Below are 18,919 nucleotides of genomic sequence, written 5' to 3' on the forward strand. Positions count from 1 at the left end.
GGACCATTGCGCCTGGATCAACGAGCGGCACCCCGCCCAAACGAGCGCGGGCCGATCGGCCGGTTCTGGTGGCTGTGGTTGGCCTTGGCTATGTCAACCCCGTCGACAGATCGTCAAGATCACGCTGCTGTTTGGTCGCTCTCGGATACACCAGCTCACCGGTGCTGCTGGCCGGGTCGCTGGCGAGAGCCTTTCCTTGCAGGTGAAGGATTGATTGTCCTGCGAGCGCCGCGCGGTTACTTCGTCAGAAATCGGAAGCCGCTCATTTGTCGGCCGTAGACGGAGTCCGGCCACAGTCAAGACTCCGGAAATGGACTGGTTCATGTCGGATCATTCCGCCGAAGGGCGAGAGCCTCGCCAGACGATCGACGTTGCTATTGTAACCCCGCCGTCGGCCGTCATGCAGCGTCTGAGGCTTCAAGCGGGAGAGTTGGCATTAGTTCGCCGTCGAGTCCGTTACTTCGGGACGGTGAACCTTTCAACGCTAACAAATCAACGGCACTGACGTCTAATCCTCGCTTTCCTCGGCAACGCGATCGGCGACCGCGTTCATGCGTTGTACCCGGATGAGCGGTATCCCAAGTCTCGCCCCACTGCCTCTTAGGCTAGCATCTACTAGCGCCTCCACTACCTCCTGGTAATCAGCTATCTGCCTTGTCACCTCGGTCAGTTCATCCATCTTTTGTTGGGCGGCGGCGCTGAGGGCACGCAGCATGGTCGGATCGCTTGATTTCTCGTGCAGGGCCTCATAGTGGGCAATGGACGCGACCAGTTCACTGAGGTGATCTCAGCAGCGCAAAAGTGTTGATTAGTACGACACGGGCGAAGGTGTCGAGTCGGGCGGTGATGGAAACAGGCGTGGAGCCATCGATAGACACGTCCTTGCGACAGAAACACGTCTTCGAGAGGGCTCCACGTGATTGCCTATCGTGCCATGGTCGACGTCCCGAGGGAACTCGTGCAGCATCTCGGCCGGCTGCTTGCCGCCGAGCGTCGAGCCAAGGGGACCCGGCGCGGCACTCGCGCGTTGACCTGCTTCTACCAGGCGTTGTTGGTGCTGATCTGGTTCCGCAAGGGCGAGGACCTGGCCCTGCTCGGCGCGGGGTTCGGGATCTCCCGGGCGACCGCGTACCGCTACCGCGACGAGGGCATCGCGGTACTCGCCGCGCAAGCAAGCGACTTACACACCGCGCTGCGCCGTGCCGCCGACGACGGCTGGTCGCACGTGATCCTCGACGGCAAGCTGTTCGACTGCGACCGCCTCACCGAGACCACCCTGTCGGTCAAGGGCGAGACCATCGACGCCTGGTACTCCGGAAAGCACCGCGACTTCGGCGCGAACATCCAAGCGATCATGCGCCCAGACGGGCTGCCGATCTGGACCTCGCAGGCTATGCCCGCGCATCTGCACGACACCAGCTGCGCCCGCGAACTCGGTGTCACCGCCGCATTGAACTGGTCCGCCGCCGAACTCGACCTGCCCACCCTGGCCGACTCCGGCTACGAAAGCGCAGGCCACGGCATCAAGACACCGATCAAACAGCCCGCCGACGGCAGCCGACTCGCACCCGACAACCGCGCCTACAACCGGCTGCTACGCGGCCTGCGCTGGCAAGGCGAACGCGGCTTCGCCATCCTGACCGGACGCTGGAAAACGCTCCGCCACACCACCGCCAGCCCACGCCGGATCGGCGAGATCGTCGCCGCCGCGCTACACCTGACTCACTTCGAATACCGCTACCTACCCGAATCTTGCTGAGATCACCTCACTGCGTTTCTGATCCAGATGGTCAATTAGGTATCTACCTTTTTGGGCAAGCGACATTCCGGATAATGGTGTTAGTCGCTTTCCTTCCTCCTCGCTCGGCGACGGAAGGGAGTCGGCCTGTCTTATCGTCTCTTCGCTAACCGCAATGCTCAGGTGCTTGCTCGCGTGGAACAGGAAGGTCTGTGTGGACATGAGAGTGAGGGGGACTCCTGCTTCCTGCCGGCATTCATAGACAAGCTCTGGTCTGGCTCCGATGGTTCTTCCGGATTGTTTCCAGAACCAATCATCTTTGACGTCTCGCGTAACGATCAGTAGCGGGATCTTGCGTTTCTTCGCCTCGCCTAGCGCCTGAACCCAAAACAAATAATCGCCGTGTGGATCGTCTTTCTTTCGGTCGAGGTACCCAGGTGGCTTCTTGTTCGAGATCCGCTTAGCGGCTTCGTTCCGCGCCTCTTCCTCCTCTTTAGCTGTAAGTGGTTCTCCGACTTTTCTGGCCAGGAGCTGTTGGAGACTTAATAGAATTTCATCCCTGCGTAGGGAGTCTTGTGGAACGCCGTGCAGCTGGCGCATTTTCTGAAGCTCGCGGGCAGCTTCGTCCAAGCCGTATAGCACGAGGTTTTCAAGTCGACTACCCTGGTCTTCTGGTAGTGCCACTCGGCTGGCCAGTTCGGCGAGTTTTCCACCAAAGTCGGCGTGCAGCTTGCTGCGGAATTCGGTCAATAGTGCTATTGTGTCACGGTATGCGGCGTCGTGTTCGACGATGACCGGAACACGATTTCTGTGAAATTCAAGGGCTACTTGGTGTGGTATCCAAAGTCGCTCCCCCACTTTCCGCAACGAATCAAGCAACTCGCGCCTAGCCTGAGCGGCGAACCGGTACGCATCCAGCAGGACGTTCGTGTCGAGCACGATTAGGCCTTTAGTGATGGCGTGCAGAATGTCGGCCTCGGTTGGTGGAAGCCAATGGCGGAAGTGGTCGCTGAGACTAGCCACAATTCCTCCCGAACGCCGGTGTCACATGGGACAGCAGTGGCGAAAGCCTACAGCAAGTAAGGCCCTGGGCTGGACAGGCGCTGGATGGACAGGGCCTGTTGTTAGACCAGGGGCTTTGGCCGGCGCTCGTCTCAGTCGTCGTCTCGTTCATCATGGTTAACCAGGTACGGGATCGGCTTTGAGGGGCGCTATCCGCAGCGTGCGTGCCGTGAGTGAACCTAGCTGTACTGAACGTCCGTGAACTTACAAGCGAGGGATCAACTATGCGCGTCATTGGGGGTACCGTCGACGAGGTGGCGGCTGGGTGAGTTCACCTGGCATCTTGAGCTTGGAGCGGCGTTATGGCATCGTCCGTCGATCCGCGCTTCGGCGTAGCTCTGCGTGAGTTTCGGGAGCGGCGCGGTTTGTCGCTTCGATCCCTGGGGCAGCTCGCGCATCGAAGTAAGAGCCATCTGCACGAGTTGGAGGCAGGGCTCAAGGCTCCGACGGTCGACACGGCGCGCCACCTGGACCAGGTTCTCGACGCAGGGGGTTCGCTCGCGCGCTTGGTCGATGCGCCTGTCGACCATGCGGCCGAGGCCGGCGAGCTGCGGGCGAGAGTCGCCGCCAGCGATGTCAGCAGAGCCGTGCTCGAACGAATCGAGCAGGGCGTTGACGACCTCGCCAGTGCCTATCCGACGATGGCCCCGGCGGATCTGTTGCCGCTGGTACGGCAGCATCTCGCCTATGTCGGGCGGTTGCTGGATGGGCGGGTCACGCTTGCTCAACAACGGCGGTTGTTGGTTGCCGGTGGCTGGTTGGCGGTGCTGCGGGCGACGGTGCACATCGACCTGCGGCAGCGGACAGCTGCGGCTGCCCACTTGCGAGCTGCTCGTGATCTTGCCGAACATGCGGAGCATGACGAGATCCAGGCATGGTGTCTCGAAACCCGGGCCTGGGACGTGTTGACTCAAGGCGACTACCGGACGGCCCTCGATCTCTCCGAACAAGCTCAGCGGGTCGCCCCGAAGGGCAGCTCTGCCCGCATTCAGGCAACTGCTCAGGAGGCTCGTGCGTGGGCGCGGATCGGGGACGTCGGTGCGACGCGGCGAGCGTTGGACCGGGTCGAACGGATGACAGCGAATCTGCCCGTTCCTGAGCGAGCCGAGCACCATTATCGGTACGACCCGGCCAAGGCTGCCGCATATACGGCCACGACTTTGGCGTGGGCGGGTGACCCCGGTGCCGAGCAGGTGGCGCGGGCTGTGTTGGCCGATTTGGACCCGTACGGCGATGGGGGAGCGCGGCCCCGCCGGTCCGCGTCGGCCCGTCTCGACCTCGGTCTTGCCCTGGTCGCCGCCGGGCAGCCGGATGAGGCGGTCGCACTTGGGGCGCAGGCTGTGGAGTCCGGGCGGGTGGTGCCGTCGAACTGGTGGCGGGCTGCGGAATTGCTGGCGAAGGTGGAGCAGTCGGGGGCACCAGAGGCCGCGACATTGCGTGACCTGTGCATCGAGTACGCCCCTGGACATCGACCACCAGCGGACAGCACACCTGGTTAGCGGACAGTCACCTTCTGGATCGTTGACCCGCACGGCGTGACGCTGGAGCCCACTGCACCCAAGGGGCGCGGAACGAGACACATCAGCAGGTGTCCCCTCTGTGCCCTCAAGGCGGAGGGCTGGACACATGACAGTGGGCATTGGACTCCTGCGGCGAATCGTCAGTCGGTACTTCCCGTCGCCGGTTGTCTCCAGCGTTGGACAACGCATTCAGACGATGGAGCAGGAGGCCGCCCGGCGGCGGTTGTTGGACCAGGCGCGAGGCGCACAACAGCCCTCGGCGGTCAGGGATGGCTCGATGCCGCTGAAGCGGCGCGTCTCGTACGACGAGTACCTGTCGGCTACCGCGATGACCTTTGCCCGGCGGCATCGGCCGGCGTGGTGTTGGCGGCGGTGGCGGCGGGTCTGTCGGTGCGGAGCCGATCTGCCCTGCCGTGCTCGACATCGCATTCCGATCAATCGTGGTCACTGGCCTGGGGAGGGTGAGCAGTGACCGGCGGGCCGGAACAGACGATCCTCGCGGTACACGTTCGTGGGCTCGATGGGATGTGTGCGGGTTGCCGGGTGTGGTGGTCGCGGTTGGTGCCGTACCCGTGTTGGCAGGTGGAGTGGGCGACGAGCCGGCAGGCCCGCGCGAGCGTGGCCCGGTTCCTGGGCGGTGTGCGGTGAGCACGCACGGTCCGGTGATGCCGATCTGGAGTTGTGGTGGCTGCGACCTTCCCTGGCCGTGCCCGACGCGGCGGCAGGAGTTGCGCGCGGAGTACGCGGGCGCGCCGGTTTCGCTGGCTCTCTATCTCGGTGTCTGTCTCGTGCAGGCCGCCGAGGACATGCCGTGGGCACCGGCCGGGGCGCTGCACCGCCGGTTCATCGGCTGGGCCAGGCAGGTGCCGGAAGTGCAGGAGCGAAGAACAGCAGCCGGGCCGGGCGAACCAGGCCGGGACGGGCGTCACCGGGCCGGATGACCTCGCATCAAGCCCGGCCCGACCCGCTCGCCGTGAGTGCACAACGATCGGGTCGGGCGCGTCAGCCGAACAAAACCGCCCTCGCCGCGGGTCATCCGGGCGAGAGCCTCGGGTGCCTCGCCTTATCCCTGCTTGGCCCAGTAGCGAAAGATCTCCTGCACTGCCCTGTGCCAGGGGGTTCCACCGTCGTCGTAGCCCTTGCCGGGGGCCCCGGTCGTCGAGTTGACAACGAGGGCTGCGAGTGACGGTTCCCCGGCGTCGATACAGAGGTCGGAAAGCTTGTTCAGCACTGGGCCCATCTGGTTGCTGAGGGGCACTCCCGACATGCCGATCGCCAGGCCCAGTTCCTTGTATGTCACAAGCGAGCGACGGCGAGCTGCCAAAATCAGCGCCGCTCGCGCTTGAAGGGCCCGCTGTTCTGTCTTTGTCGATACCACATGGACATACTGCCGCCGTGACCTTCGCATCGGAAGAGTGGTCAGGGGAACCTCGCGTCGGCCATCGAGGTTTTACGGGCGCGCCCAGCTGGCGAGTTCTCTGGCCCCGGTTGCTGTGGTGGAGTCGGGGTGTTGGGCCAGGGCGTTGCAGAGGATGAGGAAGGCGTCCACGGTTCCGGTGACCTGGCCGAGCCAGTCTGGGAGGAGGTAGTTCACGACAGCGTCGTGGAGGTGGTCGAGATGGTCGAGGCCGATGGTCAGGAGATCGTGGGCTGTGGTGGTTGCTCGTGCGACGAGCCGGGTGCCGTGGATGTCGTTGCGGCGTAGCAGGGCCAGGCAGGTTGCTTCGACCACGGCGGTGTTGCCGCAGTCGAGGAGGAGCCGCTGGAGGATGTCGGCGATGTCGTCCTGGTCGGCCCAGGCGGCGAGTTGTTGTCCTGCAGCGGCCCGCGTTGACCAGTCCGGGCTGTTGGCGGCCGTGATTGCTTCCTGAGGTGGGGTAGGGGCCTGCATGGGCTCAGGCTTCCACAGGGGGTTGTGGGGTGGGGGTGGGTCGGGGTAGCAATTGGTCTTGACTCCATTAACGATTTCGCCGGTCCACAGCAGGCGCGCTGATGCGCGTACGTCAATAAGGAACCAGGATGAAGAAATGGCGCAACGTGGCGATAGCGATTGCTAGTGGCGTCGCAGGAGGACTCCTGTTCGTGTGGCTTGCCCCCGACCGAGGCCACCCAGTGGCAGAGTTCTTGGTCTGGTTGGTTGTCTGGACGCCCTTGTTTTACTGGTTCGCGCTCCGTCCGGCTATGGGTAACGAGTGGCGGCCTAAGGTCAATCGTCCCGCGCCTCCCAGCACAGAGGGGAGCGGTGACTCGCGAAGGCCGCAGTGAAGATGAAGCCGAGCGCCTGGGCGTAGGTCGGTCGCCCGCGCGCCCGCCACCGGTAGACCACACCTTCGACCGTGATGAGCCGTGAGCCCTTCCTGGTCAACATCACGTCGATCCCCTCGCCGCCGGATGCGCGTCAGTCGAACAGAACCACGGTGCGGGCGCCCTCGCCACGGGCCATCCGGGCGAGCGCCTCGGGTGCCTCGTCGAGACTGACCCGGTCGGTGACCAGGAAGTCGAGGTCGAAGCTGCCGTCGAGCACCGCGCGGGCCAGTTCCGGCAGGTCCCGGTCCGGGTCGGAGGAGCCGTACACCGAGGAACGCAGTGTCCGGGCCGAGTGGAAGATCTCCAGGGCGCTGAGACCGACCATGTCGTCCTTGCCGCCCATGCCGACCACGATGACCTGTCCGCCGCGGCGGGTGGCCCGCCAGGCGGTGCGGATGGTGGCGGCCCGGCCGACGCATTCGACCGCGTGGTCGACGCCGCGACCGTCGGTCAGGGCCCGTACCGCGCGGCTGAGTTTGTCGTCGGCGAGCAGGAAGTCGGTGGCGCCGGCCGCGTGGGCCAGGTCGGCCTTGGCGGGGGAGACGTCGACCGCGATGACGGTGGCGGCCCCGGCCGCGCGGGCGGCGGCGACCGCGGACAGGCCGACGCCGCCGAGGCCGATGACGGCGACGGAGTCGCCGGGGCGTACGGCGGCGGTGCGGCGGATCGCGCCGACGCCGGTGAGCACCGCGCAGCCGAGCAGCGCCGCGGTGGGGAAGGGCAGGTCCGACGGTACGACCACCATCGCCTGTTGCGGCACCACTACCTGCTCGGCCAGTGCGCCGAGGCCGAGGGTGACGTGCAGCGGCTCGCCGTCGATGGTGTGCCCGGCAGCGACGGCGGGGGTGCCGGTGCGCTCGCACAGCCAGGGTTCGCCGTGGGTGCAGGACCAGCAGGCGCGGCACGGTGGGGCCCAGTTGAGCACCACGTGGTCGCCGACCGTGATCCGGTCGACTCCGTCGCCGACCTCGGTCACCACGCCGGCGGCTTCGTGGCCGAGCAGCAGCGGGTACGGCGCGGCGATGGTGCCGTCCACCATGGACAGGTCGGAGTGGCAGACGCCGGCCGCCCGGATCGCCACCCGTACCTGCCCGGTGTCGATGTCGGGCAGGTCGACCTGCTCGACTCGCGGGGGCGTACCGGCCGCCCTGGCCACCAGACCTCTCACCGCTGGATCGCTTTCACTTCGCAGAACTCCGCCAATCCGTGGGTTCCCAGCTCGCGGCCGAGGCCGGACTGCTTGTAGCCGCCGAACGGCGCGAGGGGGTTGAAGGGTGCCCCGTTGATGTCGACGGCACCGGTGCGCAACCGGCGCGCCACCTGCACCGCGCGTTCCTCGTCCGTGGACCAGACCGCACCGGCCAGCCCGTAGCGGGAGTTGTTGGCGACCCGGACCGCGTGGTCGTCGTCATCGACCGGGATGACCGCCAGGACCGGCCCGAATACCTCTTCCTGGGCCAGGGCGCTGTCGGGGTCGACGTCGGCGATGATCGTCGGCGGGACGAACCAGCCGCGCTGCGGCACCGGGGCGTCCGGTCCGCCTGCGACGAGTCGGCCGCCGTCGGCCAGAGCCCGGGTGATGTGCTCGCGTACCCGGTCGCGTTGCGCAGCGGAGACCAGGGGGCCGAGTCGGGTGGCCGGGTCGAACGGGTCGCCGAGCCGATAGCCGTTGGCCGCCGCGGCGGCCAGGTCGAGGGCTTCGTCGTAGCGGTCGCGGTGCACGAGCATTCGGGTCCAGGCGGTGCAGGTCTGTCCGGAGTTGAGCATCGCGTTGCCGACGCCGACCTTGATCGCGGCGGTCAGGTCGGCGTCGTCGAGGATGACGTTCGCGGACTTGCCGCCGAGTTCCAGCGCGACCCGGGCGATGCGGTCGGCGGCCAGGTGGGCGATGCGTCGGCCGGTGGCGGTGGAGCCGGTGAAGGAGACCAGGTCCACGTCGGCGTGGCCGGCCAGGGCCTCGCCGACCACCGGCCCGGTGCCGGTGACCAGGTTGACCACGCCCGGTGGCAGGCCGGCGGCGTGGATGGCGTCGAAGAGCAGGTACGCGGTCAGCGGGGTCAGCTCGCTCGGCTTGAGCACCAGCGTGCACCCGGCCGCGAGCGCGGGAGCGAGTTTGGCGACGATCTGGTGCAGCGGGTAGTTCCACGGGGTGATCGCCCCAATGACTCCGACGGGTTCGTGGACCACCAGCGAGTTGCCCACGGTCTGCGGCGCCGCCGGCCGGGCGGCCAGGTCGACGTAGCTGCGCAGCACGGTCAACGGCAGTCCGACCTGGACGCGGGTGGCGACCTTGAGCGGGGTGCCGAGTTCACTGGCGACCGTGCGGGCGATCTCGTCGCCGCGGGCGGTCAGCTCGGCGTGCAGCCGGTCGAGGTGGGCGGCCCGGTCGACGGGGTCGGTCGCGGCCCAGCCCTCGAACGCGGCCCGGGCGGCGGCAACCGCCCGGTCGACGTCGTCGGCCGTGCCGGCCGGGACCGTGCCGATGACCTGCTCGGTGCTGGGGTTGTGCACCTCCAGCGACTGCCGACCCTCGGCGGGCGCCCAGTCTCCGGCGAGGTAGAAGTCGGTCCGTACGGATTCCATGCGCCTCCACCTCGACCTAAAACTAGCGGTGCAAGTTTGGACTCTAGTGCGTCCGGCCCTCCGGCGGGAGGGGTGGCAGCGGCCCGATGAGGCGCTCGTAGGTGTGCGACAGCCCGTCGATGAGTGCCTCCAGGCCGAGGGCGAACGCGCCCTCGTCGACGCGCTGCTGGTGCTCGGCCAGGCGGTGGGCCTGGCTCAGGTGCGGGTACTGCTCGGCGTAGAGCCCCGGATCCTCCACGAAGCCGCGGGCGAAGGAGCCGAGCGCCGAACCGGTCACGAAGTAGCGCATCAGTGCGCCGATGTGCGTCGCCCGGGCGGGCGGCCAGCCCGCCGCGACCAGTCCGCCGTAGACCGCGTCGGCCATGGCCAGTGCCGCCGGGCGTCGGCCGGGACCCTGGGCCAGGTGCGGCACGATGTTCGGGTGCGCCGCCAGGGCGGCCCGGAACTCGTACCCCCAGCGGCGCAGTGCCTCCCGCCAGTCGACCTCGCCGAAGAACGACACGTCCACCTGGCCGGTGATGCTGTCGGCGACCGCGTCGAGGATCTCGTCCTTGGTGGCGAAGTGGTTGTACAGCGAGGGTCCGCGTACGCCGAGCGCGGCGGCGAGCCGCCGGGTGGAGAACGCGTCGAGTCCGTCGGCGTCGATCAACGCGGCGGCGGTATCGACGATCCGCTCCCGGCTGAGCAGCGCCTGTCGAGGCCGGGGCATGGGCGTCCTCCTTCGCATCGGTGGCTCGCGGGGAACTGTCGCACACCGGGGTCTGGACAGCATAAAACTTGCAGCGCTAGTTTAATCGCATGGACCTTCACCTCTCCGCCGAGCAGGTCGCGGTCCGGGAACTCGCCGCCGACTTCGTCAATCGCGAGGTGGTGCCACACGCGGCGACCTGGGACCGGCGCGAGGCGGTCGACCCCGGCATCGTCGGCAAACTCGGCGACGTCGGCTTCCTCGGCCTCACCATCGACGAGGAGTACGGCGGATCCGGCGGCGACCATCTCGCGTACTGCCTCGTGCTGGAGGAACTCGGCCGAGGCGACTCCGCCGTACGCGGCATCGTGTCGGTCTCCCTCGGCCTGGTCGCCAAGTCGATCGCCACCCACGGCACCCCGGAGCAACGCGAGCGGTGGCTGCCCGCCCTCTGCTCGGGCACCGCGCTCGGCTGCTTCGCGCTCACCGAACCGGACAGCGGCTCCGACGCCGCGGCGCTGACCACCCGCGCGGTCCGCGACGGCGACGACTGGCTGCTCACCGGCCGCAAGACCTTCATCACCAACGGCACCACCGCCGACGTCGCGCTGCTCTTCGCCCGCACCGGCGGCCCCGGTCACCGGGGCATCACCGCGTTCCTGGTGCCCACCGACAGCCCGGGCCTGTCCCGATCCGAGATCAAGGGCAAGCTGGGCCTGCGCGGACAGGCCACCGCCGAACTCGTCCTCGACGACGTACGGGTGCCCGACACCGCCCGCCTCGGCGAGTGCGGTGCCGGCTTCCGGCTGGCGCTGGGCACCCTCGCCAAGGGACGCATGTCGGTCGCCGCCGGATGCGTCGGCATCGCCCAGGGCTGCCTGAACGCCGCCGTCGACTACGCCGGCACCCGCACCCAGTTCGGCAAACCCATCGCCGGGCACCAGCTCGTGCAGCAACTGCTGGCCCGCATCGCCGTCGACACCGCCGCGGCGCGGCTGCTGGTCTGGCAGGTCGCCGACCTGATCGACCGGGGCCAGCCGTACGCCACCGAGGCGTCGATGGCCAAGCTGTTCGCCAGCGAGGCCGCCGTCCGCGCCGCCAACGACGCCATCCAGGTCTTCGGCGGGTACGGCTACATCGACGAGTATCCGGTCGGCAAGTACCTGCGCGACGCTCGTGTCACCACCCTCTACGAGGGCACCAGCCAGATCCAGCAGCTACTCATCGGGCGGGCGCTCACCGGCGTCAACGCCTTCTGACCGAAAGGAACCGTGAGCACATGGACTTCGGGCTGTCCGACGAGGAACGGGCCATCCGCGACACCGCCCGCGACTTCATCACCCGCGAGGTCATGCCGCTGGAGCAGGAGTTGCTGCGCCGGGAACGGGCCCACCAGCCCGGCCTGGAACCCTCCGAGCTGCGCGAGTTGCAGCTCAAGGCCAAAAAGTTCGGCTTCTGGGGCCTGGCCACGCCGCAGGAGTACGGCGGCATGGACCTGCCCGCCGTCATGCAGTCGCTGATCTGGACCGAGATCGGCCGCACCTTCGTGCCGTTCCGCTTCGGTGGCGAGGCCGACAACATCCTCTTCTACGCCACCGAGGAGCAGCGGCAGGAGTTCCTGCTGCCGACCATCGCCGGTGACCGTAACTCCTGCTTCGCCATCACCGAGCCGGGCGCGGGCTCCGACGCCGCCAACATCCGCTTCCGTGCCCGCCGTGACGGCGACGACTGGATCCTCAACGGCGAGAAGACGTTCATCACCGGCGGCAACGAGGCCGACTTCGCCATCGTCATCGCGGTCACCGACCCCGAGCGGGGCGCCCGCAACGGCGGAGCGACCGCCTTCCTGGTGGACCGGTCGATGGGCTGGCGGTCGGAGTTCATCCCCACCATGGGCGAGGGCGGCCCGGCGTCACTGTTCTTCGACGACGTACGCGTACCGCACCGCAACATCCTCGGCGAGGTGGGCCAGGGGTTCACCCTCGCCATGCAGTGGATCGGCAAGGGGCGCTACACCATCCCCTCGCACGCCGTCGGCATCGCCGAACGCGCGCTGCGGATGGCCATCGACCACGCCAACACCCGGGAGACCTTCGGCACCAAGATCGGCACCAACCAGGCCATCCAGTGGATGATCGCCGACTCGGAGACCGAGCTGGAAGCCGCCCGCTGGCTCATCCTGCGGGCCGCCTGGACGGTCGACGCCGGACTGGACCCCAGGCACGCCTCCTCGATGGCGAAGCTCTACGGCGCCGGCATGGTCAACCGGGTGGTCGACCGGGTCATGCAGATCCACGGCGGCATGGGCTACACCCGCGAACTGCCGATCGAACGCTGGTACCGGCAGGTGCGGCTGTACCGGATCTTCGAGGGCACCGACGAGATGCAGCGACTGATCATCTCCCGCGACCTGCTGCGCGGCTACACGAAACTCGGAGGACACCTGGGATGAGGACCTTCGCCAGCATCGACGAGTTGACCGGCGCGCTCGGCGACACCCTCGGCCCCGGCCCGTGGTTCCCCGTCGACCAGCACCGGGTCGACCTGTTCGCCGACGCCACCGACGACCACCAGTGGATCCATCTCGACCAGGAACGGGCGGCAGCCGGACCGTACGGCGGCACCATCGCCCACGGCTACCTGACGCTGTCCCTGATACCGGCCCTGGTCGGCCAGCTCTACCGGGTCGGCGGGGTGCGGATGGGCATCAACTACGGCCTCAACCGGGTCCGCTTTCCCGCGCCGGTACGCGTCGGCAGCGCGGTACGGGTCGTCGCCACCATCGACCAGGTCACCCCGTTCGACGGCGGGGCGCAGCTGGTCGCCACGGTCACCGTGCAGAACGACGGCGGCGACAAGCCGGTCTGCGTGGCCGAGACGGTGAGCCGGCTGTACACCGACCCGCCCCGATGACCACGCTCTCCCCGGCGACCGTGCTAGCCGGGTCCGCCCGCCGGCACGCCGACACCGTCGCCGTCGTCGACGGACGGGTCCGCGTCACGTACGCCGAACTGTGGTGGGAGGCCCGGTGCTACGGCACCGGGCTGCGCGCCGCAGGGGTACGCGCCGGCGACACGGTGGCCCTGCTCGCACCGAACGTGGTCGACTTTCCCCGGGTCTACTACGCCGCCCTTGCCGCCGGTGCGCACCCCGTGCCGATCGGTGCGCCGACCAGCCCGCAGACGGTTCATTTGCTGCGCGGCGCGCGGCTGCTCGTCTGCCACACCTCACACCTGGCCGCCGGGCAGTGGGTCAGCGCGCGGGCCGGCGTACCGCTGGTCACCGTCGGACCGACCCGCGGCCCGTCCGGCGTACCCCGGTTGGAAGACCTCAGCGACCCCGCACCCGGCAGCGCCGCCGCGGACCCGGACACCGACGGCGACCCGGCCGGTCGGGCCGCGACCGACCCGGACGACGGCGACGTGGTGCTCAGCTGCCTGCCACTGGGTGGCCGCTTCGGCCAGGACGTCGCGCTGACCGGCACCTTCGCCGCCGGAGCGAGCCTGGTGCTGCTGAGCCGGTTCACCGGCCCGGCGGCACTGGAGCTCATGCTCCGCGAGGAGGTCACCGTCTTCCACGGCACCTCGGCGATGTACGCGGCCCTGCTCGACGCGGCCCGGGACCGACCCGCCCTGCCCCGGCTGCGGAGATGCGTCAGCAGAACACCCCTGCCGCCGTCGCTGGGCGAGCGCTTCACGACCCTCTTCGCCACCCAGGTCGAGGTGGCCGAGGAGAAGTCGCGAGGCGGCGGTGGGTGGCGACGACGCTGGTGGTGCCGACACCGCCGGTGACGGTCGCTGTCGGCACCACCCGCACCGCCACCGACGCCGATCGGTCGAGGATCAGCGGTGCCACATTCCCACCCTGACCGGCACCCCCGGTGATGCGTGCAGCACTGGTTGTCCGTCGGGCGCCGGCAGACCCGCCGCGGGCAGCAGAGTCTGGTCGAGGTGCAGCAACTCGGCGCGGTGCAGGGGCCATTCGACATGTTCGGCCTCGGCGGCGGCAAGCCGACCGAGGACGACCGTGAAGAGTCGGTAGCGGGCGGTGAGGAAGTGGGCCTGCTCGTCTAGCTCCCGCTCACCCAGCGGTGGACCGAAGCGTACGTCCACATCGCAGCGGGCCCCCCGGGGTGCGGGCCAGCGGCGGGAGCATCGATAGGAGATCAGATCCGCGCTACGGCGTACCGTCATGTCGGACCAGAAGTAGGGCAGTCCGTAGCTGGCCCGCGCTGTCACCACCGCGGGCAGCCGGGCCGCGTCCAGGGAAAAGAACCAGATGCCGCTGCGACCGCGCTGATCCCGGACGTAGGTCCGGACATTCGTCTCCGGGAATTCCGACAGCCAGGGCAGTCGTGGCACCCCCGTCGGCCTGACCCCCTGCATGAGGAACGGGATCAGGCTGATCCAGGCTGATCCGTCGAAGGTCTCCACTTTCAGCCCGGCCGGAAGCAGGGACTGAATGAGAGCGGGTGGGTAGCGCCAGTGGATGAAGGTGATCAGGTTCCACTGCTGGTACATCACCGGGCGCTGCACGGCGGGGGGAGGGGGAGCATGCATCTTCATATGCTGCGGCAGCGCCGGCTGATTCGCCTGATCGCGGCGTAGGTGACATCGCCTTCGACAAACTCGCCGAGCTGTGCCCCGACGTATCCGGTGGCGAGCGCGTCGGTGAACAGGACGGCGCGTCGTCCGTCCACTACGGAATGACGGTCGGCCCGCCGTCGGCGAAAGGCACGCGAACGTACTCGGCCTAGCCGCCGTCGTGGCCCCCGTCAGTCGGCGGGTGGAGGACCGGTCTCCAGCAGACGTCCCTCGGTGAGCCGCAGCCAGCGGCTGACCTTGATCTCCGCGAGGAACCGCTCGTCGTGGCTGACCACCACCAGCGCACCCTGGTAGGCGTTGAGCGCGCTCTCCAACTGACCGACGCTGACCAGGTCGAGGTTGTTGGTCGGCTCGTCGAGCAGCAGGAGCTGCGGTGCCGGCTCCGCGCCCAGAACACAGGCCAGAGTGGCCCGCAACCGCTCGCCACCGGAGAGCACCCCGACCGGCAGCTGCGCTCGGGCACCCCGAAACAGGAAACGGGCGAGCAGGTGCATCCGCCGCGCCTGCGGGGCCTGCGGCGCGAACACCGCCAGGTTCTCCGCCACCGTACGCTCCGGATCCAGCAGGTCCAGCCGCTGCGACAGGTACGCGATGCGGCCGTCGGCCCGCCTGACCCGGCCACCCCCGGGCTCCAGAGCGCCGGTGACCAGACGCAGCAACGTGGACTTGCCGGCACCGTTGGCACCGAGCAGCGCGATCCGCTCCGGACCCCGGATCGTCAGGTCGACGCCGTCGCCGGCGAAGACCGGCCGCCCACCGTAGCGGACCTGCATCCGTTCAGCGGCCAGCAGCGTACGACCGGCCGGCACCTGGGTGCCGGGCAGTTCCACGGAGAGCTTCTGCTCGTTGCGCAGCGCCTGCCCTGCCTCGTCGAGCCGGGCCTTCGCCTCGCTGACCCGCGCGGAATGCAGCTCGTCCGCCCTGCCCGCCGACTCCTGGGCGTTGCGTTTCAGTGTCCCGGCGAAGATCTTCGGCAGGCCCGCGTTCTTCAGGTTGCGCGAGGCGTTGCTGGCCCGCCGCGCCGCCCGTTCACGCGCCTCCTGCAACTCCCGCTTCTCCCGCTTGAGTTCCTGCTCGGCGTTGCGGACGTTCTTCTCCGCCACCTCCTGCGCGGCCCGCACCGCCGCCTCGTACGCGGTGAAGTTCCCGCCGTAGAACCGCAGATCGCCGCGGTCCAGTTCGGCGATCCGGTCCATCCGGTCCAGCAGCGCCCGGTCGTGACTGACCAGCAGCAGGCAACCGGTCCACTGCTCCAGCACGTCGGCGAGCTTGTGCCGGGCCTCGATGTCGAGATTGTTGGTCGGCTCGTCCAACAGCAGCACGTCGGGCCGCTTCAACAACTGCGCGGCCAGACCGAGTGAGATGACCTGCCCACCGCTGAGCGTGTCCAGACGCCGATCGAAGGCCAGCTCACCGAGGCCGAGCCGATCCAACTGCGCACGGGTCCGCTCCTCGATGTCCCAGTCGTTGCCGATCGTGGTGAAGTGCTCCTCGCTGGCGTCTCCGGACTCGATGGCATGCAGCGCACCGATCAGCGGAGCGATCTCCAGCACCTCGGCCACCGTGCGGTCACCGATCAGCGGCAGGGTCTGCGGGAGATAGCCCAGCACCCCCTGGACCGAGACGGATCCGGCGGTGGGCCGGTACTCGCCGGCGAGCAGCCGCAGCAGGGTGCTCTTGCCGGCACCGTTCGGCGCGACCAACCCGGTACGGCCGCCACCGATCGTGAAGGACAGGTCCTGGAAGACCGGGGTGTCATCCGGCCAGGAAAAGCTCAGGTTCGAGCAGACGACGAAAGTATCTGACATCGGGACAGAACCTCGGATGTGAGGGCAGGCGGACCTCAGCCGCCCGACAGGGGGACACGGTCTCGAAAAACGACAACCGACCACGGCACCGGCGCTCACGGGCGCGGGCCGACCAGCCGATCACATGTCCGGTCTCACCCGGAGATGTCGTCGTCTCCCTGCATGTCTCGTCTCCCTGACTCGCTGACCATCCAGGCTCAGATCTTGCGTGACCACGGTAGCACCGGCAGCACCCGGCCCGCCGGAACGAGCCGTTCCTAGGAGTACCAGGACCAGGCTGCGCACCGACGACGAACCTAGCGTGGTCGACATGGCGAATCCGAGACTAGGTGGACACCAGCACGGGCCGCGACAGGTTTTCCGCACCCCCGACCGACCACCACGGGTCGGGAGGTCGTACCTGGCCACCCTGGTCAGCGGAGCCTGCGCGGTCCTGGTACTCGCGGCATGCTCCGCCGGCCCGACCAGCGGCACCGCCGTAGACGACACGGCACGGCAGGACCGGCAGGAATCCGCACCGGCCACGACGCCGCCGCCCGGCGACACCTCGCCGCATCCGTACGTCGGGATGTGGGTGACCGCCGACGGCCACATCCGGCAGGAGTTGCTCGCCGACGGCCGCTACGACGAGGCCCGCGGCGAGCGGGAGAGCGCCTACACCGGCTCCTACCGGGTGATCGGAAACCGCATCGAGTACGCCGACGACACCGGTTTCAGCGCGCACGGCACCTTCGACGGGGACGTCCTGCACCACGCGGGATACGTCTTCTACCGCGAGGGCAGCGACGCACACCGCAACGCGAGCGAGAAATGACCATGATGGACGACGCGGCACCGCACTCGCCGACCGTGTCGACCTGATCTGAGCGGCCTCCGCAGGTCACCGCAGCCAACTGCTGGCGGCCAGGGTGCCCAGCAGCCGCAGCGCCTCGGCGCTGCGGCTGTCCGGCTGGGCGCGGTACACGATCAGCTGCTGTCCGGGCGCGTCCCGGACGTCGAACGCGTGGTACGACAACGTCAACTCGCCCACCGCGCCGTGCCGGAACGTCTTCGCCTCGTGCGTCTTGCCCTGCACGTCATGGCGCTCCCACAGGCGACGGAACTCCGCGCTCGCCGAGCCCACCTCCTCGACCAGGGCCTGTGCCTGCCGGTCGTGCGGGTCGTGACCGAGGGCCAGCCGCAGGTTCGCCACGCACGCCTCGGTGGCCCGTCGCCAGTCGGCGAAGAACGTCGGACCGGCCGGGTCCAGGAACGTCATCCGGACGAGGTTGTCCGCCTCGGCGAAGTCCGCGTAGAACGCGTCGGCCAGCGCGTTGCCGGCCAGCAGGTTGAGTCGTCGGTCGAGGACGAAGGCCGGGGTGTCCGGCCAGGCGTCGAGCAGGTCCCGCAGGCTCTGCTCGACGCGGGACCGAGCGGGGGTCGGCGCGTCACCGGGTGCGAGCCCGGCCAGCCGGAAGAGGTGGTCGTGGGCGTCGGGCCCCAGGTCGAGGGCGCGGGCCACGGCGGCCAGCACCGACGCCGACGGATGGCGTTCCCGGCCCTGCTCCAGCCGGGTGTAGTAGTCGACACTCACCCCGGCCAGCACCGCGACCTCCTCGCGCCGCAGCCCGGCGACCCGCCGGGCACCGGTGGACACGAGTCCGACGTCGCCCGGCGTCAACCGGGCGCGTCGGGCGGTGAGGAACGCCCCGAGCGCGGTTGTCGGCATGCCACAAACGGTAGCCGTGCGGGATCCGGCCAGGCAGGGTGCGCCGCACCCTGGTTGCGCCCGGCCTGGCTGCCGACTCCGACGCCCGCGACTGTGGAAACACCAACCCCAACCCGAGGAGTACGCCATGAGCAGCCCGATGTTCGACGAAACGGTGCTGGCCGAGATCACCGCGGCCGCCGGTGACCGGCACCGGCCACTGATGTTCGTCAACGCCACCATCCACACCCTCGACCCGGTGATCGGTGACTTCCCCGCCGCCGACCTGCTGATCGGCACGGGCGAGATCGTCGCCGTCGGTCCGGGCCTGCACACCGCGGCCGAGGACGACGGCGCGATCGTCGTCGACTGCACCGGCCTGGCCATCGTGCCCGCGGTCGTCGACGGTGTCGCCGTCGCCGGCCTGCGCCAACGTCGCGCCGACCGGGTCGGCACGCTCACCCCCGGAAACCCCGCCACCTTCGCGCTGGTCGCCGGCCCGACCGCCGGCGCCGCCCTGGAGATGATCGTCTGGCGGCCGGAACAGGCCGCCGCCGTCGTCGTCGACGGTGAGATCGTGCTCGCCAACGGCCGCCGTCTGGCGCCCACCCCGATCGAACCCGACCCGCGTACGCGCACGGTCCGCAGTGAACACCTGGGGATGTGGGTCGACGAGACCGGCTTCCTGCACCAGGAACTCACCGCCGACGGCAGGTACGACGAGACCCGGGGTGGTCGGCCGCACGCCTACCAGGGGGCGTTCTGGATCGACGGCGACCGGATCATCTACCGCGACGACCTGGGCTTCTGGGCGTACGGCCGGTTCATCGACGGGGTGCTGTACCACGCCGGATACGTCCTGCACCGCCGGTGACCGGCGCGGGGAGTCCGTCGGCAGGACACACGTCCCGCCGACGGACTC

General features: G+C 68.7%; 17 protein-coding genes. 9 read left to right on the forward strand and 8 right to left on the reverse strand.

The window, feature by feature from the left end; all coding sequences use genetic code 11:
• The first annotated feature begins 934 nt into the window (after positions 1-934).
• Positions 935-1,759, forward strand: a complete 825-nt coding sequence (locus tag JMF97_RS23790; protein WP_203220950.1) for a transposase family protein — start codon at positions 935-937, stop codon at positions 1,757-1,759.
• Here the strand turns inward: JMF97_RS23790 and JMF97_RS23795 are convergent.
• On the reverse strand, positions 1,742-2,677 hold the full coding sequence (locus JMF97_RS23795) for a PIN-like domain-containing protein (RefSeq protein WP_203223533.1): 936 nt from the start codon (positions 2,675-2,677) through the stop codon (positions 1,742-1,744). The two genes, JMF97_RS23790 and JMF97_RS23795, sit on opposite strands and share 18 nt — an antisense overlap.
• 425 nt (positions 2,678-3,102) lie before the next feature.
• Here JMF97_RS23795 and JMF97_RS23800 point away from each other — a divergent pair, with 425 nt between their 5' ends.
• Both JMF97_RS23800 and JMF97_RS23805 read left to right on the forward strand, forming a co-directional pair.
• Positions 3,103-4,299 (forward strand): helix-turn-helix domain-containing protein, encoded by a 1,197-nt coding sequence (locus tag JMF97_RS23800; RefSeq protein ID WP_203223534.1) that lies wholly within the window; start codon positions 3,103-3,105, stop codon positions 4,297-4,299.
• Between the two features lie 665 nt (positions 4,300-4,964).
• On the forward strand, positions 4,965-5,261 hold the full coding sequence (locus JMF97_RS23805; RefSeq protein WP_203223535.1) for a hypothetical protein: 297 nt from the start codon (positions 4,965-4,967) through the stop codon (positions 5,259-5,261).
• 509 nt (positions 5,262-5,770) lie between these two features.
• Here JMF97_RS23805 and JMF97_RS23810 read toward each other — a convergent pair.
• From JMF97_RS23810 to JMF97_RS23825, 4 genes are all read right to left on the reverse strand, one after another.
• On the reverse strand, positions 5,771-6,211 hold the full coding sequence (locus JMF97_RS23810; RefSeq protein WP_203223536.1) for a hypothetical protein: 441 nt from the start codon (positions 6,209-6,211) through the stop codon (positions 5,771-5,773).
• Between the two features lie 507 nt (positions 6,212-6,718).
• On the reverse strand, positions 6,719-7,795 hold the full coding sequence (locus JMF97_RS23815) for a zinc-binding dehydrogenase (protein WP_203223537.1): 1,077 nt from the start codon (positions 7,793-7,795) through the stop codon (positions 6,719-6,721).
• The gene (locus JMF97_RS23820) at positions 7,792-9,210 is read right to left on the reverse strand and encodes an aldehyde dehydrogenase family protein (RefSeq protein WP_203223538.1); all 1,419 of its coding nucleotides are present in this window, start codon (positions 9,208-9,210) and stop codon (positions 7,792-7,794) included. The genes JMF97_RS23815 and JMF97_RS23820 overlap by 4 nt, the downstream gene beginning before the upstream one ends.
• Before the next feature lie 43 nt (positions 9,211-9,253).
• The gene (locus tag JMF97_RS23825; RefSeq protein ID WP_203223539.1) at positions 9,254-9,919 is read right to left on the reverse strand and encodes a TetR/AcrR family transcriptional regulator; all 666 of its coding nucleotides are present in this window, start codon (positions 9,917-9,919) and stop codon (positions 9,254-9,256) included.
• Between the two features lie 89 nt (positions 9,920-10,008).
• Here JMF97_RS23825 and JMF97_RS23830 point away from each other — a divergent pair, with 89 nt between their 5' ends.
• From JMF97_RS23830 to JMF97_RS23845, 4 genes are read left to right on the forward strand one after another with little or no spacing between them, the layout of a single operon-like run.
• Positions 10,009-11,157: an acyl-CoA dehydrogenase family protein gene (locus tag JMF97_RS23830; protein WP_203223540.1), complete on the forward strand. Its 1,149-nt coding sequence runs from the start codon at positions 10,009-10,011 to the stop codon at positions 11,155-11,157.
• Between the two features lie 20 nt (positions 11,158-11,177).
• Positions 11,178-12,350 (forward strand): acyl-CoA dehydrogenase family protein, encoded by a 1,173-nt coding sequence (locus JMF97_RS23835; RefSeq protein ID WP_203223541.1) that lies wholly within the window; start codon positions 11,178-11,180, stop codon positions 12,348-12,350.
• A complete protein-coding gene (locus tag JMF97_RS23840) occupies positions 12,347-12,811 on the forward strand; it encodes a MaoC family dehydratase (protein WP_203223542.1) in 465 nt (154 codons plus the stop codon). The genes JMF97_RS23835 and JMF97_RS23840 overlap by 4 nt, the downstream gene beginning before the upstream one ends.
• Positions 12,808-13,689 (forward strand): AMP-binding protein, encoded by an 882-nt coding sequence (locus JMF97_RS23845; RefSeq protein WP_203223543.1) that lies wholly within the window; start codon positions 12,808-12,810, stop codon positions 13,687-13,689. Before JMF97_RS23840 ends, JMF97_RS23845 begins: the two co-directional genes overlap by 4 nt.
• Positions 13,690-13,740: 51 nt before the next feature.
• On the opposite strand, the gene JMF97_RS23850 is transcribed toward JMF97_RS23845, so the two are convergent.
• Together JMF97_RS23850 and abc-f are read right to left on the reverse strand one after the other, a co-directional pair.
• Positions 13,741-14,457 carry a YqjF family protein gene (locus JMF97_RS23850; RefSeq protein ID WP_238360019.1) on the reverse strand — a complete coding sequence of 239 codons (717 nt, stop codon included), beginning with the start codon at positions 14,455-14,457 and terminating at the stop codon, positions 13,741-13,743.
• Between the two features lie 215 nt (positions 14,458-14,672).
• Entirely contained in the window at positions 14,673-16,310 is a 1,638-nt protein-coding gene (gene abc-f, locus JMF97_RS23855) for a ribosomal protection-like ABC-F family protein (RefSeq protein ID WP_203223545.1), read from the reverse strand.
• A 310-nt stretch (positions 16,311-16,620) separates the two neighbouring features.
• Between abc-f and JMF97_RS23860 the strand changes: the two genes are divergently transcribed.
• Positions 16,621-17,124, forward strand: coding sequence for an Atu4866 domain-containing protein (locus tag JMF97_RS23860; protein ID WP_203223546.1), 504 nt, complete (start codon positions 16,621-16,623; stop codon positions 17,122-17,124).
• A gap of 66 nt (positions 17,125-17,190) precedes the next feature.
• Here JMF97_RS23860 and JMF97_RS23865 read toward each other — a convergent pair whose 3' ends face one another.
• On the reverse strand, positions 17,191-18,018 hold the full coding sequence (locus JMF97_RS23865; protein WP_203223547.1) for a helix-turn-helix domain-containing protein: 828 nt from the start codon (positions 18,016-18,018) through the stop codon (positions 17,191-17,193).
• Positions 18,019-18,145: 127 nt separating this feature from the next.
• On the opposite strand from JMF97_RS23865, the gene JMF97_RS23870 reads away from it, so the two are divergent.
• The gene (locus JMF97_RS23870; protein WP_238360020.1) at positions 18,146-18,871 is read left to right on the forward strand and encodes an Atu4866 domain-containing protein; all 726 of its coding nucleotides are present in this window, start codon (positions 18,146-18,148) and stop codon (positions 18,869-18,871) included.
• Positions 18,872-18,919 lie beyond the last annotated feature (48 nt).

Source organism: Micromonospora fiedleri, from assembly GCF_016774385.1.
Taxonomy (GTDB): Bacteria; Actinomycetota; Actinomycetes; order Mycobacteriales; family Micromonosporaceae; genus Micromonospora; species Micromonospora gifhornensis.

Excerpts from the sequence above, each read along its gene's own strand:
- JMF97_RS23790 (WP_203220950.1), top strand. The coding sequence starts at position 935 with ATGGTCGACGTCCCGAGGGAACTCGTGCAGCATCTCGGCCGGCTGCTT.
- JMF97_RS23800 (WP_203223534.1), top strand. The coding sequence starts at position 3,103 with ATGGCATCGTCCGTCGATCCGCGCTTCGGCGTAGCTCTGCGTGAGTTT.
- JMF97_RS23810 (WP_203223536.1), bottom strand. The coding sequence starts at position 6,211 with ATGCAGGCCCCTACCCCACCTCAGGAAGCAATCACGGCCGCCAACAGC.
- JMF97_RS23820 (WP_203223538.1), bottom strand. The coding sequence starts at position 9,210 with ATGGAATCCGTACGGACCGACTTCTACCTCGCCGGAGACTGGGCGCCC.
- JMF97_RS23825 (WP_203223539.1), bottom strand. The coding sequence starts at position 9,919 with ATGCCCCGGCCTCGACAGGCGCTGCTCAGCCGGGAGCGGATCGTCGAT.
- JMF97_RS23830 (WP_203223540.1), top strand. The coding sequence starts at position 10,009 with ATGGACCTTCACCTCTCCGCCGAGCAGGTCGCGGTCCGGGAACTCGCC.
- JMF97_RS23835 (WP_203223541.1), top strand. The coding sequence starts at position 11,178 with ATGGACTTCGGGCTGTCCGACGAGGAACGGGCCATCCGCGACACCGCC.
- JMF97_RS23840 (WP_203223542.1), top strand. The coding sequence starts at position 12,347 with ATGAGGACCTTCGCCAGCATCGACGAGTTGACCGGCGCGCTCGGCGAC.
- JMF97_RS23845 (WP_203223543.1), top strand. The coding sequence starts at position 12,808 with ATGACCACGCTCTCCCCGGCGACCGTGCTAGCCGGGTCCGCCCGCCGG.
- JMF97_RS23850 (WP_238360019.1), bottom strand. The coding sequence starts at position 14,457 with ATGCATGCTCCCCCTCCCCCCGCCGTGCAGCGCCCGGTGATGTACCAG.
- abc-f (WP_203223545.1), bottom strand. The coding sequence starts at position 16,310 with ATGTCAGATACTTTCGTCGTCTGCTCGAACCTGAGCTTTTCCTGGCCG.
- JMF97_RS23860 (WP_203223546.1), top strand. The coding sequence starts at position 16,621 with ATGGCGAATCCGAGACTAGGTGGACACCAGCACGGGCCGCGACAGGTT.
- JMF97_RS23865 (WP_203223547.1), bottom strand. The coding sequence starts at position 18,018 with ATGCCGACAACCGCGCTCGGGGCGTTCCTCACCGCCCGACGCGCCCGG.
- JMF97_RS23870 (WP_238360020.1), top strand. The coding sequence starts at position 18,146 with ATGAGCAGCCCGATGTTCGACGAAACGGTGCTGGCCGAGATCACCGCG.